This is a genomic window from Paenibacillus sp. JT31N11, from assembly GCF_056269285.1.
Genome location: NZ_JBWDNQ010000001.1, coordinates 914,228 through 933,212 on the forward strand (window position 1 = coordinate 914,228; position 18,985 = coordinate 933,212).

Genomic DNA, 18,985 nt, shown 5'->3' on the forward strand with positions numbered 1-18,985 from the left:
CATCTTATGAAATCCTTCGCGTATTGTCAACGCCTGAGAACATAAGATTTTTTTGAAGCCCGATTCTAAGCGCTTACATCCATAACTATGCGGAAGGACGTGTGCTCATGTTCTGGTCGTGGCTGCATTATCTTTTATTTTTGATTGTTGTCGGTGCTGCCCTTTCTTTCTTTTACAGAGCGGTTTATCACCGTTATTTGTATGTGAAGCTGGGGCAGCCGGAGAACCGTCCTTTTGACTGGAAAAGCAGGGTGGGGGATCTTGTTTCCCAGGCTCTGGGTCACCGCGTACTCCTGAAGGACCGGAGGAGCGGGATCATGCACCTGATTATTTTTTACGGCTTTATTATCTTGCAGTTCGGGGCGCTTGATCTGATCTACACGGGGCTGTCCGGGGGGCATCCGCTTCCGATTCCCGGTCACGCCGTCTTTGGGCTTTCGCAGGAAATCACCGTTTTGCTTATTCTGCTTGCGACCGGTTACGCCGCTTATCGAAGATACGGCGAGAAGCTGAAGCGGCTGAAGAATGACTGGAAGCCGAGCATCGTTTTGTTTCTGATTTTTTTTCTGATGCTGTCGGTCCTGCTCAGTCTTGGCTTTCACCGCGTTTGGCTTGGTTATGAGGCTTCCGCATATGCACCGGCATCCTCCTTGATTGCTCAGCTTGTTACCGGAATTTCGCCGGGGGCGGCCAAGGCTGTATTCTTCCTGTTCTGGTGGGCGCATCTGATCATTCTGCTTGCATTCCTCGTCTATATTCCGCAATCCAAGCACTTTCATCTCATTACCGCGCCGCTCAATCTGTTTCTTGGCCGCAGCCGGCCTCCGGGAAGACTGCGCAAGCTTGATCTGGAGGATGAGGAGGCAGAAGCGTTCGGCGTTGGCAAAATCGAAGATTTTACCCGCAAGCAGATGCTGGATTTCTATGCCTGTGTGGAATGCGGGCGCTGCACGAATGTCTGTCCGGCCTCAAATACCGGCAAAGCGCTGTCCCCGATGCATCTGATCGTGAAGCTCCGCGACCATCTGACGGAGAAGGGCGCAGCAATCACCTCCAAATCGCCTTGGGTTCCTGCTTTCGCCTTCCCGGCAGGAGGAGGAGCCCACGCCGTTGCCGCAGGCGGACAGGAAGGAGAGCATCCGCGCTTCATGATGGATACGGCCGAAATAACGGATATCTCCCCGACCATGGACTGGCATAAAGAAAGCTGGCAGCACTCGGAGAAGAAGCCGGAAGAGCTGGCATTGATCGGCGACGTAATGACGGAGGAGGAGATATGGGCCTGCACAACCTGCCGCAACTGCGAGGATCAATGCCCGGTGGGCAACGAGCATGTGGATAAAATCATCGATCTGCGCCGTCATCTTGTGCTCATGGAAGGGAGCATCCCCCAGGAAGGTCAGCGCGCCATGCAAAACATCGAGCGGCAGGGGAATCCATGGGGAATCAGCCGCAGCGAGCGGAGCAGATGGGTGGAGGAGCTTGCAGGAATAGCCGTCCCGACGGTTAAGGATGCGCCGGATTTCGAGCTGCTTTTCTTTGTCGGCTCCATGGGCTCCTACGATAACCGCTCCCGCAAGATTACCCGCGCGCTGGTCCGGCTCATGCACAAGGCAGGCATCCGTTTTGCCATTCTCGGCAATGAGGAGAAGAATTCAGGCGATACGCCGCGCAGGATGGGCAATGAGCTGCTGTTCCAGCAGCTATGCGCCGAGAATATAGAAACCTTCCGCAAATACGGCGTCAAACGGATTGTCACCGCCTGTCCGCATACCTTCAATACGCTCAAGAATGAATATCCCGAATTCGGGATGGAGGGGGTAGAGGTGCTTCACCATACGCAGCTTCTTGACGAGCTGATTCGTACCGGTATCCTGAAGCCGGAGCATGCTGTGCATGAACGGATTACTTACCATGATTCCTGTTATCTGGGCCGCTACAACAATGTTTACGACCAGCCGCGGAACATTCTGCGGGCGATTCCCGGCGTGGAGCTGATGGAGATGGAGCGTTCGCGGGAAAACGGGATGTGCTGCGGAGCGGGCGGGGGCATGATGTGGATGGAAGAGACCGCGGGCAAGCGGGTGAATTTGGCCAGGGTCGAGCAGGCGCTCGTAACCAGGCCGACGCTTATCAGCAGCGCCTGTCCATTCTGCCTCACGATGCTGGAGGACGGCACCAAGCAGAAGGAGGCGGATGAGCATGTAAAGGCGCGGGATATCGCGGAAATTCTGGAGCTGGCCGTTTTCGGGCCTGCGTCTAACCAGACTTTGTTGCATCAGTGACCAAAACTCTATAAGGAGGCAGAGAACATATGACAGCCAACATCACCAAAGCCGCCGTTATCGGCTCCGGCGTTATGGGCGCAAGCATAGCGGCACATCTGGCCAATGCCGGCCTATCCGTCCTGCTGCTTGATATCGTTCCGACCCTATTGACGCCGGAGGAGGAGGCCCGCGGCTTGACGCTTGCGCATCCGGAGGTCCGCAGCCGGCTGGCGGCAGGCGCGCTGGCGAAGCTCCCGGGGATCAAACCGTCCCCGCTGTATGATGATTCATTGGCGAGCCTGATAACACCCGGGAACATCGACGATCATCTGGACCGGATCGGGGACGTGGACTGGGTCATTGAGGTCGTTGTGGAGAATCTGGCCATCAAGCAGGAGCTGCTGCGGAAGATTGAAAGCCGGTGGAAGCCGGGAATCATCGTCAGCTCCAACACATCGGGCATCTCCATCCATGCGATGGCGGAAGGCCGTTCCGAGGCGTTCAAAAGCCATTTTCTCGGCACTCATTTCTTTAATCCTCCCCGGTACATGAAGCTGCTGGAGGTTATTCCGGGTGAAAGCACCGATCCCGATATTGTGAGCCGGATTGTGGAATGCGGGGAAAGATTGCTTGGCAAAGGGGTCGTCATCGCGAAGGATACGCCTAATTTTATCGCCAACCGGATTGGAACCTATGGTCTGCTTGCGGCGATGCAGATTATGGAGGAGAAAGGCTTTACCGTCGATGAAGTGGATGCCGTGACCGGCCCGGCGATGGGACGGCCCAAGAGCGCCACTTTCCGGACGCTTGACCTGGTTGGGCTGGACACCTTCGTGCATGTGGCCAATAACGTGGCGGAGAGAACGGACAGCCAAGCGGAGAAGTCAGCTTTTGCGCTGCCGCAGGTATTGAAGGATATGGTGGAGCGCGGCTGGATCGGGGAGAAGGCGGGAGGGGGCTTTTACAAGAAAATCAAGGGGGAACAGGGCAGTGAGATCCTGTCGCTCGACCTGAGCACGATGACGTATGCCAAGAGCAGGAGGATAACCTCTGCTTCTCTGGAAGCGGCAAGAGCTGCCAAAGGAGCTGGCAATAAGACGAAGGCGCTGCTTGGCGGGAAGGACCGCTACTCCGGCTTGGCATGGGAGATTCTGAAGCAGACACTTGTGTATGCCGCCGATAGGGCCAATGAAATTGCAGGCTCGATTGCCGATGTCGACAAGGCGATGAAATGGGGCTTCAGCTGGGAGAGGGGGCCATTCGAATTGTGGGATGAGATCGGCCTCATTCCATCCGCTGCCCGTATGGAAGCCGAAGGGACGGCTGTTCCCGCCTGGGTGAAGGATTGGATTGCGGCGGGCAACAGCTCCTTCTATCAGCGGGAAGCGGGAGTATCTTTCTATGTTCATGAAGGACGGTACCGCCAGGAAGAGCAGCCTCCGGAAATCATTTCGCTTGCCCGCCTCAAGCAGCAGAACAGGGTGATCCTGGGGAACAGCGGGGCCAGTCTGATCGATGTGGGCAGCGGCGTGGCTTGTCTGGAATTCCATTCGCCGAACAATGCGATTGGCGCTGACATTCTGATGATGATCCAGCAAACCGTGGAAGAGGTCCGCCGCAATTATGATGCGCTGATTATTGCCAACGAAGGGCGCAACTTCTGCGTCGGAGCCAATATTATGCTGCTTCTGATGGAAGCGCAGGATGAGGAATGGGATGAGGTCGATCATATCATCCGGCTGTTCCAGGACACGATGATGAAGCTCAAGCATTTTGAGAAGCCGGTTGTTGCCGCGCCGCATCGCATGACACTCGGGGGAGGCGTCGAGGTTTGTCTGCCGGCGGACGAAGTATGCGCGAATGCGGAAACGTATTACGGACTGGTCGAGGTCGGAGTCGGACTCATACCCGCCGGAGGCGGCTGCAAGGAAATGGCTCTGCGCATCAGCCAGGCTCATCCGCAGCCGGAGATCGATCTGCAGCCTTACGTCAATGAGATGTATATGAACATCGGTATGGCGAAGGTCTCTACCAGTGCCCATGACGCGAAGAGGCTGCGGTATTTGCGCCCAAGCGACCGGATTGTCGCCAATCAGGATTATCTGATTCATGAAGCGAAGCAGTCTGCGCTGCGGCTGGCGCAGTCCGGCTATCGGGCAGCACGGCCGGAGAAGATCAGAGTCATCGGCGAAGACGGCAAAGCCGTGCTGAAGCTGGGTGCAATTGCCATGAAGCAGAGCGGAACTATCAGCGACCACGATCTGCTCATTGCGGGGAAGCTGGCCCATGTCATCAGCGGCGGCAGCGTTCCCGCCGGAACAATGGTAACCGAGCAGTACCTGCTGGACCTGGAGCGTGAAGCCTTCCTCAGCCTGTGCGGGGAACCGAAGACGCAGCACCGGATGCAGCATATGCTTGCGAAGGGCAAGGCTCTCCGCAATTAATCCACTTAAGAAGGAAGGTGAGTTCATAAATGAGAGAGGCTGTTATCGTATCCGCTGTACGAACCCCGGTAGGGAAGGCGAAGAAAGGAAGCTTCATTCATACGAGAGCGGAAGACCTGGGGAAAGTTGTGCTTCAGGCCGTCATCGACCGCGCTCCGGGCGTGAATAAGGAGGACGTGGAGGATATTATGATCGGCTGTGCGATGCCCGAAGGGGAGCAGGGCCTGAATTTTGCCCGCATCATGTCGCTGTATGCCGGATTTCCTTCAACCGTACCGGCTCTGACCATTAACCGGTTCTGCTCCTCCGGCCTGCAGTCCATCGCATTCGCAGCAGAACGGATTATGACGGGCGGCGCCGATATTGTCATCGCCGGGGGTGTGGAAAGCATGAGCCATGTGCCCATGACCGGCTTCAAGCCATCTCCCCATCCGGCTATCGTGGATGAGATGCCGGAGGTATACATCGCAATGGGCCACACGGCGGAAAATGTTGCCGAGCGGTTCGGTATTTCCAGAGCGGATCAGGATCGTTTTGCTGCGGAAAGCCACCGGAAAGCGGCGGCGGCTCTGGGGTTGGACATTTTCCGGGATGAGATTATTCCGGTAGCCACATCGCAAAGGGGCTTCGGCGAGGACGGGAAACCGTGGGTGAGACCGCTTGTTCTTGAGAAGGATGAAGGCGTCCGTGCAGATACCACGCCTGAGGGATTGGCAAGGCTGAAGCCTGCCTTCAAGGAGAGCGGCACGGTTACGGCAGGCAACGCATCCCAGATGAGCGACGGGGCGGCAGCCGTATTGGTGATGAGCAGGGAGAAGGCCGAGGAGCTTGGTCTGAAGCCGCTGGCTGCCTTCAAGTCCTTTGCTCTGGCGGGCGTAGACCCTGAAATCATGGGAGTTGGACCGGTGGAGGCCATTCCGAAAGCGCTCCGGCGGGCAGGACTGCGCACAGCGGACATCGGTTTATTTGAAATCAATGAAGCGTTCGCATCGCAGTGTCTGCATATAATCAGAGAGCTTGAGCTTGACGAGAAGCTGGTCAACGTGAACGGGGGAGCCATCGCGCTAGGCCATCCGCTGGGATGCACGGGCACGAAGCTTGCTGCAAGCCTTATTTATGAGCTGCGCCGCCGCGGAGGCGGATTTGGCGTGGTCTCCATGTGCATTGGCGGGGGAATGGGCGCGGCGGGCGTATTTGAAGTGTATCCCGAATAACCATAGAAGGGAGACGTGAAAAGGATGGAACAAACAGGCAAGAAAGTAATAGGCGGAAGCTTCGTCATCGACGATCTGGATTACAGCCTGATCGTTACCCCGGATGAACTGACGGAGGAACAGCGCATGATCGCGCAGACGACGTCCGATTTTGTGGAGGGGGAGATCATTCCGGTCGACGGTCAAATCGAAAAGCTGGATTACGAGCTGACCGTAAAGCTGATGCGAAAAGCCGGCGAGCTCGGCCTGCTGGGCGCGGATGTGCCGGAAGCCTATGAGGGGCTGGGCCTGGATAAGGTCAGCTCCACGCTGATCAGCGAGCGCTTGTCCAAAGCGTCATCATTCGCGCTCACGATCGGCGCCCATGTGGGAATCGGAACATTGCCGATCGTCTACTTCGGTACGGCAGAGCAGAAGAAGAAATATTTGCCGGATCTGGCGGCGGGCACGCGAATCGCCGCTTACTGCCTGACAGAGCCCTCCTCGGGATCGGATGCGCTTGGCGCCAAAACAACGGCGCGCTTGTCCGGGGACGGCACTCATTACGTGCTGAACGGCACGAAGCAGTTCATTACAAACGCCGGCTTTGCGGATATTTTCATCGTCTATGCGAAGGTAAACGGCAAGGATTTCAGCACCTTTATCGTGGAGCGCACCATGGAGGGTGTCAGCTTCGGTCCCGAAGAGAAGAAGATGGGCATCAAGGGCTCGTCAACGCGTCCGCTTATTCTGGAGGATGTGCATGTGCCGGTCCAAAACCTGCTGTGGGAGGTTGGCAAAGGCCATTTGATCGCCTTCAATATTCTGAATATCGGGCGCTTCAAGCTGGCTGCCGGATGCCTCGGCGCATGCAAGCAGGCGATTGAGATCAGCGCCCAATATGCCAATCAGCGAACGCAGTTCGGCAAACCGATTTCCTCCTTCCCATTGATCGGCAAGAAGCTGGCAGAGATGAATATCCGAACCTATGTGCTGGAAAGCATGGTTTACCGGACTGCCGGCTTGATGGATGCCGGACTCAGCCAAATCGATCACGACAGCCCGGAAGCCGGTGTCCAGTCCGCCAAAGCCATTGCCGAGTATGCGCTGGAGTATTCGATCAACAAGGTGTTCGGTTCCGAAACATTGGATCAAATCGCGGATGAAGGCGTACAAATTCATGGCGGCTACGGCTTCATTCAGGAATATGCCATCGAGCGCATCTACCGCGATTCCCGCATTAACCGCATTTTTGAGGGTACGAATGAAATCAACCGTCTGCTGATTCCGGGGACGCTGATCAAGCGGGCGATGAAGGGCGAGCTTCCACTGCTCCAGAAGGCGCAGGCGCTTCAGGCGGAGCTGCTGCAGCTGGTGCCGGGACAAACGTTCGATAGTCTCCTGGGGGAGGAAGTCCATCTGGTCTCCATGGCCAAGAAAATTTTTCTGATGACAGGCGGAGCGGCCGTTCAGAAGTTCCAGACGAAGCTCGAGGAGGAGCAGGAGGTGCTCAGCCATCTGGCGGATATCATGATTCAGCTTTATGCCATGGAAAGCGCGCTTCTTCGGACGCAGCAGAGAATCGCCAGGAGAGGCGAAGAGAAGTCGGCCGCGGCAATCCGGATGACCCGGATCTTTATTCACGAGGCCTTCCAGGCAATTGAAGGTTATGCCAAGGAAACCTTATCCGCCATTGAGGTGGGAGATATGCTCCGCACCCAGCTCTCGGTTCTCAAGAAGCTGACGCGCCGCACATCCCTGAACACCATTCAGGAGAAACGTCAGATCGCAGCCCTGGTCATTCAGTCAGAAAGCTACGTGCATTAACCCGAATTCCATACCAATGAGGTGAAGGGGCATGGCACATAGACCGTGGTTGTCTCATTATCCGAAGGAAGTACCGTCAACCTATCCGTATCCCAAAAAAAATCTCGCCGACTTTCTCATTCAGTCAACGGCCAATTATCCGAATCATACGGCGCTGCATTTTATGGGGAAGGACATGAAATATGCCGACTTGCTCGAGGGGGCGTACCGGTTCGCTCATGTCGTCCGCAAGCTGGGTGTCGCACGGGGGGACAGGGTGGCCATTATGCTGCCCAATTGTCCCCAGCTGGTTATTGCCTATTATGGCGTTCTGCTGGCCGGAGCCGTCGTGGTGATGACCAATCCCCTCTATATGCCGCGGGAGCTTCAGCATCAGCTGCGGGATTCAGGCGCTTCCGTCATTCTGACGCTGGATCTGCTGCACCGGAAGGTGAAGGATATTTTACCGCAAACGGGGCTTCGGCATGTTATTATCACATCGATCAAGGATTATCTGCCGTTCCCGAAGAATCTGCTGTACCCGCTCAAGGCGAAGAAGGACGGAATGAATCTGGATGTCGCCTATGAAGACGGGGTCCATTCCTTCGTCAAGCTGATGCATGATTCCTCCCGATCGCCCGTGCATACGGATGTGGATGCCGAGAATGATTTGGCCCTGCTCCAGTATACGGGCGGGACGACGGGGCTGGCGAAGGGCGTCATGCTTACGCATTACAATGTGATCGTCAACACGATCCAAACCAGTCTGTGGGCTTACCGGAGCAAGCCCGGCAAAGAACGTTACCTGGCAGCGCTTCCATTCTTTCATGTATTTGGCCTGACGGTTCTGCTCAACCAGTCCGTTCTGCTTGGAGGCAGTCTGATTCTCGTGCCGCGTTTCGATGTGAACCAGCTTCTGCCGCTGATTTCCAGGATGAAGCCAACCGTATTTCCGGGAGCGCCTACCATGTATATTGCGCTTATTAATCACAGCCGGATTCATAATTACGATCTATCCTCGATCAATATGTGCATCAGCGGCGCGGCTTCCCTGCCGCATGAGGTCCAGCAGCGCTTTGAGGAGATGTCCGGCGGGCGTCTCATTGAAGGCTACGGGCTGACGGAAGCTTCCCCGGTGACGCATGCCAACAATGTGTGGGAGAAGCGCAAGACAGGCTCGGTCGGTATTCCGTTTCCCGACACGCTGTCCAAAATCATTGATCCCAAAACTGGGGATGAGCTCCCTGCCGGTGAAATCGGCGAGCTTGCAGTCAGCGGTCCGCAGGTGATGAAGGGCTATTGGAATGCGCCCGACGAGACTGCGAAAGTACTCAGGGGCGGTTGGCTTCACACCGGGGATATGGCGCGTATGGATGAAGACGGGTTCTTCTATATGATGGACCGCATTAAAGACATCATTATCGCCAGCGGCTATAATATTTACCCCCGGGAGATCGAAGAGGTCCTGTTCGAGCATCCTGATATTGAAGAGGCGGCGGTACTGGGCATCCCGGACAACTACCGGGGAGAAACGGTCAAGGCTTTCGTTGTATTGAAGCCGGGGGCCAGGTTGGATGAAAAGGACTTGAAGGAATGGTGCAGGCAGCGGCTTGCGGCCTACAAGGTTCCTCATCTGGTTGAATTCCCTGCAAGTCTGCCCAAAACATTGGCAGGCAAGGTGCTGCGCCGCAAATTGATCGAGGAAGATGAGGTGCGGCAGGATAAGAGAGACTGACAATCTGGGTGATAGAGCGCTGCATATGGAGTAAGCCGCGGCCGGGGAGGAATTCGATGAGCATGATGAATGATCGGTTGGAAAAGTTGTCGGAGCAGGCCCGGCATACCTTCTGGGGCTACCTGGGCTGCGAGCTGGCTTATATGGACGAGAACAAGGTTATTGTCAGCCTGGATGTCAAGGAACATCATTTGAATTTGATCGGCATCCTTCATGGCGGTGTGCATACCGCGCTGCTCGATTCGGCGATGGGACTTGTGGCTATGGCCGCAAGACCGGAGGAGGATATGGTCACTTCAAATCTGAATATTCATTTCACCTCGCCGGCCGGGCCGGGAATTGTGACGGCTGAGGCGGAAATCGTGCATATGTCGGGTAAAATGATCACAGCGCAGGGTACCATCCGAAGTGCGGCGGATGTGCTTTGTTCCATGGCGACGGCATCCTTCCGCGTCATCGAGAGAAAATCCAACTAAAAAGGCGACGCGGGCTGCCGCATTCAAAACTCCACGGGCTGACTTTAAGCCTGTGGAGTTTTTTTGTCAGGGCATTCAACCTGATCATGGCCGCAGCGGCGGTTGAACCTTTTTCACGGTCTGAAACAATCGAAAGAAGTGTTTCGCAAGCGCTGCCTGTCTTTTTCGCCGGACTTTTAGAGGGTGCAGCAGCTAACTTTGCCGCGATGAGCGGCGGGAGCGTATTTCTTTCTCGTCCAATCTGGCACAATCAGGAAAATTGGTCGCTGCGCGAGAGATTGAACCCTGTGAAATGGGGAAAGTTGTACCTAAATGACGTAATTGTACCTACCTCATGGAAGAGAAACCCATTATGATTGGACCTGAAGAAAGCGCTCTCAAATGGATGGCTTGATGCCGCGTGACAGGAGAGGGGGACCCGAGGTGCGGCGAAAAAGAAGCCGCTTTGAAACGCAGAGCATCAGAGCATCCAATAAATGAAGAGCGCCACCCATTCCACAAGCTAAAGGAGTAGAATAATGCAGAGTTGGAAGAAAAGAACCCGTTTGGTGTTACTCGCCCTGATCATTGTTATTGTCCAGATTGGCGTCTTGACGCCGCAGCCCCGCCCCGTCGAGGCCGCTGACAACGGACTTGGCGCGAAGCCTTATATGGGCTGGAGCAGCTACAGCATGCAGGTCTATACGACGGGCTCATGGATTACCGCTGCCAATATCAAAGCGCAATCCGATGCCATGCACGAGAAGCTTCAACCCTATGGCTACAACTACATAAATGTTGATGCAGGCTGGAATGGGGGCATGGACGGCTATGGCCGGCCTGTTCCCAGTACGACCTTATATCCGGACGGGCTTCAGGATGTAATTGATCATGTTCATAATAACGGTCAAAAATTCGGTCTTTATATGATTCCGGGCTTGTCTCCCCAAGCGCTGGACGATAATCTGCCGATTTACGGCACCGCCTGCCACATGCAGGACATTGTGAAAATGCCGCTCGAAAAGGCGGATTATTGGGGCCTGGGCTATAAAATCGATTTCTCTCAGTCCTGTGCGCAGAGCTATATTACTTCCATAGCCGATTTGCTCGGCTCGTGGGGCGTTGATTTCCTGAAATTCGACAGCGTTACGCCGGGATCGGGCATCTCCGATCTAACCCTTGATGCCCGCGATGACGTCAAGGCGTGGTCAGAGGCGCTGGCTCCGCATCACATTTGGCTTGAGCTGTCATGGGCGCTCGATATCAAATATGCGGATACCTGGAAAAAATACGCGAACGGATGGCGGGTAGACTGGGATATTGAATGCTACTGCGGAACCGGCGGATTGACCGCATGGCCTAGTATTGCCCGTCTGTTCCCGAAGGCGGAGCAGTGGTGGCGGCATGCAGGAGCGGGAGGCTGGAATGACTTTGACTCCCTGAATATCGGGAATGGAGCGATGGATGGCATCACCCCGGATGAACGGAGGACAGCCATGTCGTTATGGGCGATGTCTTCAGCGCCGCTTTATATCGGCAATGACATGACGAATCTGGACAGCTACGGCATTGAGCTATTGACCAATGAGGAAGTCATCGCGGTTGATCAGGCCGGCAAACCGGCGCATCCTGTTTCGACGGCAACCGACCAGCAGGTATGGTATGCCAATAACGGTGATGGAACTTACACGGTGGGGCTGTTCAATCTTGGAAGCTCCAGCGCAACGGTAACTGTGAACTGGAACGATATCGGCCTTACAGGTCCGGCCTCCGTACGCGATTTATGGAGCCATACCGAGCTGGGATCGTTTGATACCGGCTACAGCTCCGTCGATTTGCCGTCGCACGGCTCACGTTTGTTTAAAGTGACTGCCGGAGGCGGTACATCGCTGGTCAATGACGATGATACCGGAATTTCGTATACTGGCTCCTGGCAGCGCAATGGCGGCAGCGAACTGGCGGCAGCCTCCCAGAATCTGGCGGTTGAGGTTGGTGACCCCAATGCTCCGAACAGCACCATTAATCCGTCTGCGGCCGACTTTGACAAGAAGGAATCGGAGCAGTCCGATGTGACGACAACGGTCGCCTTGAACGGAAATGAATTGATCCGTATTACGAATGGCGCTGCGGCATTAACGGCCGGCACCGACTATACGATTGCGGATAATGAGGTTGCGATCAAGAAGGAGTATCTGGCAGCGCAGCCGCTTGGAACAACCAATCTGACCTTCTCCTTCAGCGGCGGAGCAGCAAGGACGCTCGCTGTCACAATCAAGGATACGACGACCCGGAACAGCGCCGTCAACCCGCCGACAATCAGCTTTGACAAGAAACAATCGGCTCAGGCTGATGTGTCAACGACGATGGAGCTCAGGGGGAATCAACTGGACAGTATCGCTATTAACGAATCTGCGCTGGAGGAAGGCACCGATTATACGGTTGCCGGCGGCGTGGTCACCTTCCAGAAAGCATTCCTGGCAAGCTTGCCGGAAGGAACGACCAGCCTGGCCTTCAGCTTCGACAAGGGAGCTGACAAGAACGTAACCCTTGTTATAAAAGATTCTTCCGCAGGCGGCTCCATATCCGTCAACGATGACGATGCGGGAATCCGTTATGAAGGAGCCTGGAACCGCAGCTACAACAGGGGACTCGGGGATTACAAGGACGATGTGCATTTCCTGGAAAACAACGGTGAATATATGGAATATCCGTTTACGGGAACCGGAATCGAATTATATTCGGAATTGGATCCATCCCAGGGCGATATCGATATCTACGTGGACGGGGACTTCAAGCAAACCGTCAGCACTTCAAACGCGGGCAGGTTGGCCAATCAAAGCGTCTATCATATTGCGGGGCTCACCGACGGGCCGCATACGCTCAAGGCGGTGAAGAAATCGGGTGTCTTTATGCTTGTGGATCAGCTGAAGGTCACATTGCCTGATCTGATTACCCCGCAATCCGCTAATTTTGACAAGGCCGCTTCGGAACAGGCTGATGTTACAGCTGCCATCGCGGCTGGCAGAACGTTAAGCGGCATCTCCGGTAACGGGACTCCATTAGCAGCTGGCACTGACTACGCTGTGACGGACGATCAGGTCACGATCAAGAAAGGGTATCTGGCTGCCAGGCCGGTCGGAACCGCCAATCTCATCTTCTCCTTCAGTGGCGGAGCCGAGCAGGTTCTTGCCATCGAAGTAGCGGATTCTGAAGCTCAGAACAGCACGATCAGCCCGGCTGAAGCGAGCTTCGACAAGAACACGGCGGAACAGGCTGATGTCACAACAACGCTGACACTGGCTGGCAATGCGCTGGCTGGCATTACGAGCAGCGGAACTCCGCTGGTGCAGGGAACCGACTACACGACAGACGGCAATCTGGTCACGATCAAGAAGGGATATCTTGCAGCAAGACCGGTGGGAGCAGCCAAGCTGATCTTCTCCTTCAGCAGAGGCGCATCGCAAACGCTGTCCATCTCCATCAGCGATACGACTGCCCAGAACAGCACGATCAGCCCGGCAGCCGCGAGCTTCGATCAGAAGCAGCCGGCACAGTCCGATATCACGACGACGCTGACACTGGGAGCGAACAGCTTTAGCGGAATAGACAATGCGGGAACGCCGTTGATAGATGGCACTGATTACACGGTCTCCGGCAGCGTGGTTACGATCAAGAAGGAATATCTGGCCGTCCAGCCGATCGGAATGGCGAATTTGACCTTCTCCTTCAGTACGGGCCAGCCTCATACCCTGGCGGTAACGGTTAGAGATACGGCGCGCGGCCGTTATATTCCGGTTAACAATGATGATCCGGACATATTCTACGACGGCGCGTGGCAGCTTGGCCGCAACAGAGGTCTCGGCGATTACAAGGATGATGTGCAGTACACCGAGGTTACCGGCGATTCCTTCGAATATGCCTTCAAGGGAACCGGTATTGAAATCATTACCGAGAAGGATTCTTCACAGGGCGATATGGATATTTATGTGGATGGCGAGCTGCAGCAAACCGTCAGCGCCTACAGCCCGAGTAGGCAGGTTCAGCAGCCCGTGTTCAGCATTGCGGGCCTTGCCGATGGTCCTCACACCATCAAGGCAGTGAAGAAAAACGGCTACTATATGCTGCTGGATCAGCTGCGGGTACGGGTCTCAGACCTGATCAGTCCGGATACGGCCGGCTTCGACAAGTCGGGACCGGCACAAGCGGATGTGACGGCGGCGCTTGCCATCGACGGAAGCGGCCTGCTTGGCATATCCAATGGCAATGAGGCGCTGGTACCGGGAGAGGACTACACGGCATCCGGCAATCAGGTCACGATCAAGAAAGAATACCTGGCTTCACAGCCGGTGGGCACCACTTACCTGAGCTTCTCCCTGCGCGGAGATTACCAGAATGATGTGCATGCCACCGAAGCGAATGGCGACTATTTTGAATATCCCTTTACCGGTACGGGAATTGATTTTATCTCGGCCAAAGACTCTTCACTCGGGGACATCGATATTTATGTGGACAATGAATTCAAGCAGACGGTGAGTGCGCACAGCGACAGCCGTCAGACCCAGCAAGCATTGTTCAGTATTTCCGGATTGACCAATGGTCCACATACGATCAAGGGCGTGAAGAAATCAGGAGCCTACATGCTGGTGGATGGCTTGAGGTTCAGCGTAACCACGGTCGAAGATGAGGATTTGGCGGCAGTGGAGCAGGATAAGACGGAGCTTGCGGTTGGGCTGGCAGAAGGTGATCAGGCCGATCGCGTCACCCGGCCGGTCACGCTTCCTGCTCTGGGAGCCGCCGGCTCCGAGATCACCTGGACTTCAACCCAGCCGGATATTATCAATCCGCAGACGGGGAACATTACCCGGCCGTCCAGAACGGAAGAGGATGCTGTTGTCACTTTGGAGGCGTTGATCAAGAAAGGAGCAGCGGCAGCAAGCAGGACCTTTGAGCTGACCGTTCCCCGTTCCGATTCCGCGCAGCTGGGGATCGCGTTCACCGAGAATGATTATTCGCTGCAGGCCGGACAAACGAAGCCGACCGTTGTAACGGCGACCTATGAGGGCGGCAGTCAGGTTGTGATTGCGGACGGCATCGTGTATACGATGGCTGATCCAGCGATTGCACAAGTGAGCGCAGACGGCAGCATAAGCGGCGTTTCGCAAGGGGAAACGGTCATTTCTGCCGTGTACAATGGATTCGCTGCTCAGGCGGCGATTCATGTAACGGCAGGAGACACTCCGGAAGCCCCGCAGCTGTCAGGCTTAAGCTTCTCGAAGCCGGAGTATACCATCATTAACGGTGGATCGCTGAAAGCGCAGGTGGCGGCTGTCTACGATGACGGGACCGAGTTCAATATTTCTGAATATGCGCAGTATCAAATAGCGGATCCGTCGGTTGCCCGCGCAGAGACGGGCGGCAAGCTGACAGGAACGGCCGGCGGCAAAACCGTTGTGACCGCCGCCTATGGCGGACTTGCCGCCGAGGCCAGTATTGTCGTAATCCAGTCCGGTAATCCGGGCTCCGGAGGGAACGGCTCTGTCTTGCCGGACACGGACACGGATGATTCTGCATCCGATTACACGCTGGATCTGATTGATCCAGAGGGCAATAAACAAACCGTCAAAGTCAACATGGAGCGGGTCAAGGAAGGCATCGTGACCCTGGCGGCAGGAGAGGGCGGGGGAAGATTCCAGCTGACCGCAGAGCTTCTGAACGCAATCCGAACGGCAAATCCGGACAGCATCGTGGAATTCCAGCTTCCAGCCGCCGCATTCAAGCTTCCGCTTGGCGAGCTTGATTTGCAGAAGCGGCTTGCCGCAGCCGGTCTGGAAGGATCGCAGTGGCATTTGGAGGTCGTTGCCGAGCAGCTGGACTCTTCGGACGAAGCCGGATTGAACAGCGGATTCCAGACGGATAAACTGTCTCAGCCCGTTCGTTTCCAATTATTTATTGCCGATGGAGAAGGCAAGTCCGTTCCTGTGACTGCCTTTGATAGCTATGTGGAAAGAACAATCACTGTGGACAAAACGGATATCCCCGATTCGGCATCGGCGGTTTGGTTCGATGAACAGGGAGAATACCGCTTTGCGCCAGCGACCTTTGAGGCCGCTAACGGACAAACAACCGTCACGATCAAGAGCAAGGGAACGGGGACGTTTGCTCTGATCCAGCATCCAGTCAGCTTCCCGGATATGGATCAGCATTGGGCAGAGCAGGCTGTAAATCTCCTGGCATCCAAGATGGTCGTCCAAGGCCGGGATGCAGAGGGCTTCGACCCCAAGGGAGCCATCACCCGTGCGGAGGTTTCCGCGCTGCTGGTCAGAGCATTAGGCCTTGAAAATCAGCAGGGTGACTCCGTATTCCCGGATGTTTCGGGCCAGTGGTACGACTCCAGCGTGCTTGCCGCCTATCAGGCAGGGCTTATACAGGGCTACGCGGACGGATCGTTCAAACCGGATGCCCCGATCACGCGTGAAGAACTGGCGGCTATTCTGATGCGCGCCGTTGATTACGCCGGAACTCCGGCAGTCAATCCGGCACAGCCGGGAACCTATAACGATTCCGGCAAAATCTCCGCCTGGGCACAGGAGGCTGTCAATGAAGCCACAGGCCTTGGCATTATTCAAGGGGATGAGGACGGGGCCTTCAAGCCGGATGCCTTATCCACCAGAGCGGAGACAGCTTTGATACTGTACAGAATGCTGGATAAATTATCGTTTATTTAAAGTGGCATTGACGAAGACAAAAAGCACCGATCCGAAGGGATTGGTGCCTTTTTGCCTTTTTGCATCTTCGCATGAACATCTGAAAGTGATCTAGCGGCGTCTCTTTCTCAATAATATTAGCATTGTGCCGCCAATCAATATCACAGCCGCTGTCAGGATTATCAATGTGGAGGAGAGGTTACCAGCTATCTCCGTTTGATCGCCCTCTTGTCCAAGTATTGCGGATTCTGGCGCGCTTACTGGAGACGGTGGATATCCGGTTCCCAGAACCGCCAGTTGCTTGGTTGCCGATGATAAGGGGAGAGTCATGTCGCATATTGTGGTTTCCAGATGCCCCGATTTCTCGTAACCGGAAATGAGGTACTCGCTGCCGACCTGAAAACCCTCATATCCGCAGCTCGCCGAGCTCATTGCAGTGTAGACGGCTGTGCGGCTGCCAACCATGCCCTTCCACGCTTTGGTTACCTCGAACACGATCTCGACCAGATCTGCTGAAGACATCATTCGTTTTTGCTTTGGCGGAGTAACCTTCGTCACTTTGCCTGCAAAAATTGCTGATTTGCGTTCCAGCTCATCCTCTACCTGCTGATCAGCGGGTGAAAAGGCGCAGGAGCAGGCAAAGACGGCTTCCGGTCTTGCAGTAATAGCAGCGCTCAGCATGATAACCAAGCCAAGGACAATAACTACGCATTTCTTGAACAAAATCATCACCCCTAAAGCCTATAGACGGCAGAGAGATCCTATTTGTTTCCAATACCTTTGCGGTAAACAGCAAAGGAGACCTGATTGGATTCCAGGAATACTTTGCTGTAAACAGCAAAGGAGACCTGATTGGATTCCAGGAATACTTTGCTGTAAACAGCAAAGGAGACCTGATTGGATTCCAGGAATACTTTGCTGTAAACAGCAAAGGAATACTGATAGGTTTCCAGGACTCCTTTGCTGTATTGAAATCTTTCCCTGTCCAATGTCTTTCCTCCGGTATGACCGATATGTTAGGATGAAGGAATTAATCCGTGTTGAATGGAGTGTCTCTATGAGTAAAGGACGAGTATGGAATAAAGGCAAACATAATGGCGGAGGCGGGAAGTCAGACAGGAGCGGCAGCATAGCCCCGGCAGCCTCCACGGAGGCAAATGCCGTTTCGGGCATCCAGGCGGGCGCAGCCGAAGGGGTCAGCGAAGTTCCGGATACACGGGGAAACCGCGTCATGCGGATGAACCGCGAGAACTGGGTGGAACGGCCTGCCCGGGTCGTCCCGAGGAAGAAGCCTGATGCCGGCGGTTCTGCTCCTGATGATAGTAAGAATCTATAAATATTGATCAATACTGGATGTTTATACACGAACAGCAGCCACCGCTCATTGCATGAGTGCGGTGGTTTTAAGCATGAAATTATGATGGTTTGCCTCTTGCGAATCCGAAGGAAAAGAATATTATTCATGGCAATACACATCGTTCTGTGAAATAATAGGCAGAGTATGGATGGATTACAAATTTATTAGGAGGTTGTTTAAAATGCCAATGGATTCAAGCTCGCTCCAGTATTCGCTGACGGAGGAAGAACGCCAGACATTTAATGAAACCGGTTACCTGATAATTGAAAACGTTCTCTCGGAAGATCAAATCGCAGCTTTGACCGAACAAGTTGACCGCATTCACGCAGATAGTCTGGAGAAGGGGCTGGAACCGAACAAGGCCATGTTCCATCCTGATTTTATTCCGGATCATCCATTATTTCTGGATCTCGTTGATTATGAGAAAATTTTGCCCAAGGTATGGGGATTACTGGGCTGGAATATTTATTTGTACCACTGCCACCTGATCGTCACCCCGCCAACCGGTCAACCGAAAAACAATAAAACCTTCGGCTGGCATCAGGACAGCGGCAGGGTGAACAAGGATATCGAGACTCACCCGCGTCCGCGGCTCTCGCTCAAGGTCGCTTACTTCCTGTCGGATATGTCGGAGCCGGATCGGGGGAACTTCTGGATCATCCCGAACAGTCATCTGAAGGACGAGATGCCTCTCCCGCAGAATGGCGACGGACAGCCCGAAGGTGCAATACCGGTGCGGGTGAAGCCGGGAACGGCGGTGTTTTTTGACCGGCGTCTGTGGCATTCGGCAAGTCCGAACTGGTCGGAGATTACCCGCAAGGTGCTTTTCTATGGCTACGCTTACAGATGGATTCGCACGAAAGACAATATGACGGTCGCAAGTCTCCTTGCCCAAAGCGATCCTATCCGCCGTCAGATGCTCGGGGATGGAGTGAACTGCAACGGCTATTTTACGCCTACAGATGAGGATGCCCCGCTTCGCGTCTGGCTGAGCGAGAATGATCCGAATTTTGAGAAATAGGGA

Annotated in this window: 11 protein-coding genes; 9 read left to right on the top strand and 2 right to left on the bottom strand. The window is 54.9% G+C overall.

The genetic code is table 11. The annotated features are described in order from the left end of the window. Window positions 1-107: 107 nt before the first annotated feature. From AC0YNV_RS04050 to AC0YNV_RS04080, 7 genes are all read left to right on the top strand, one after another. Window positions 108-2,285 carry a heterodisulfide reductase-related iron-sulfur binding cluster gene (locus AC0YNV_RS04050; protein WP_475766025.1) on the top strand — a complete coding sequence of 726 codons (2,178 nt, stop codon included), beginning with the start codon at window positions 108-110 and terminating at the stop codon, window positions 2,283-2,285. A gap of 29 nt (window positions 2,286-2,314) precedes the next feature. Further along, window positions 2,315-4,711 (top strand): 3-hydroxyacyl-CoA dehydrogenase/enoyl-CoA hydratase family protein, encoded by a 2,397-nt coding sequence (locus AC0YNV_RS04055; RefSeq protein WP_475766027.1) that lies wholly within the window; start codon window positions 2,315-2,317, stop codon window positions 4,709-4,711. Window positions 4,712-4,740: 29 nt separating this feature from the next. Beyond that, a complete protein-coding gene (locus tag AC0YNV_RS04060) occupies window positions 4,741-5,925 on the top strand; it encodes an acetyl-CoA C-acyltransferase (RefSeq protein ID WP_475766029.1) in 1,185 nt (394 codons plus the stop codon). A 24-nt stretch (window positions 5,926-5,949) separates the two neighbouring features. Further along, window positions 5,950-7,731, top strand: coding sequence for an acyl-CoA dehydrogenase family protein (locus tag AC0YNV_RS04065; protein ID WP_475766031.1), 1,782 nt, complete (start codon window positions 5,950-5,952; stop codon window positions 7,729-7,731). A 31-nt stretch (window positions 7,732-7,762) separates the two neighbouring features. Further along, window positions 7,763-9,445, top strand: a complete 1,683-nt coding sequence (locus AC0YNV_RS04070) for an AMP-binding protein (protein WP_475766033.1) — start codon at window positions 7,763-7,765, stop codon at window positions 9,443-9,445. 56 nt (window positions 9,446-9,501) lie between these two features. Beyond that, window positions 9,502-9,921 carry a PaaI family thioesterase gene (locus AC0YNV_RS04075; protein ID WP_475766036.1) on the top strand — a complete coding sequence of 140 codons (420 nt, stop codon included), beginning with the start codon at window positions 9,502-9,504 and terminating at the stop codon, window positions 9,919-9,921. 518 nt (window positions 9,922-10,439) lie between these two features. Then, window positions 10,440-16,625 (top strand): X2-like carbohydrate binding domain-containing protein, encoded by a 6,186-nt coding sequence (locus AC0YNV_RS04080; protein WP_475766038.1) that lies wholly within the window; start codon window positions 10,440-10,442, stop codon window positions 16,623-16,625. Window positions 16,626-16,715: 90 nt separating this feature from the next. On the opposite strand, the gene AC0YNV_RS04085 is transcribed toward AC0YNV_RS04080, so the two are convergent. Both AC0YNV_RS04085 and AC0YNV_RS04090 read right to left on the bottom strand, forming a co-directional pair. Then, the gene (locus AC0YNV_RS04085) at window positions 16,716-17,327 is read right to left on the bottom strand and encodes a hypothetical protein (RefSeq protein WP_475766040.1); all 612 of its coding nucleotides are present in this window, start codon (window positions 17,325-17,327) and stop codon (window positions 16,716-16,718) included. A 38-nt stretch (window positions 17,328-17,365) separates the two neighbouring features. Further along, a complete protein-coding gene (locus AC0YNV_RS04090) occupies window positions 17,366-17,593 on the bottom strand; it encodes a hypothetical protein (RefSeq protein WP_475766042.1) in 228 nt (75 codons plus the stop codon). 68 nt (window positions 17,594-17,661) lie between these two features. Here AC0YNV_RS04090 and AC0YNV_RS04095 point away from each other — a divergent pair, with 68 nt between their 5' ends. After that, the gene (locus AC0YNV_RS04095) at window positions 17,662-17,940 is read left to right on the top strand and encodes a hypothetical protein (RefSeq protein WP_475766044.1); all 279 of its coding nucleotides are present in this window, start codon (window positions 17,662-17,664) and stop codon (window positions 17,938-17,940) included. A gap of 202 nt (window positions 17,941-18,142) precedes the next feature. Next, the gene (locus AC0YNV_RS04100; protein WP_210043960.1) at window positions 18,143-18,982 is read left to right on the top strand and encodes a phytanoyl-CoA dioxygenase family protein; all 840 of its coding nucleotides are present in this window, start codon (window positions 18,143-18,145) and stop codon (window positions 18,980-18,982) included. Window positions 18,983-18,985: the final 3 nt, after the last annotated feature.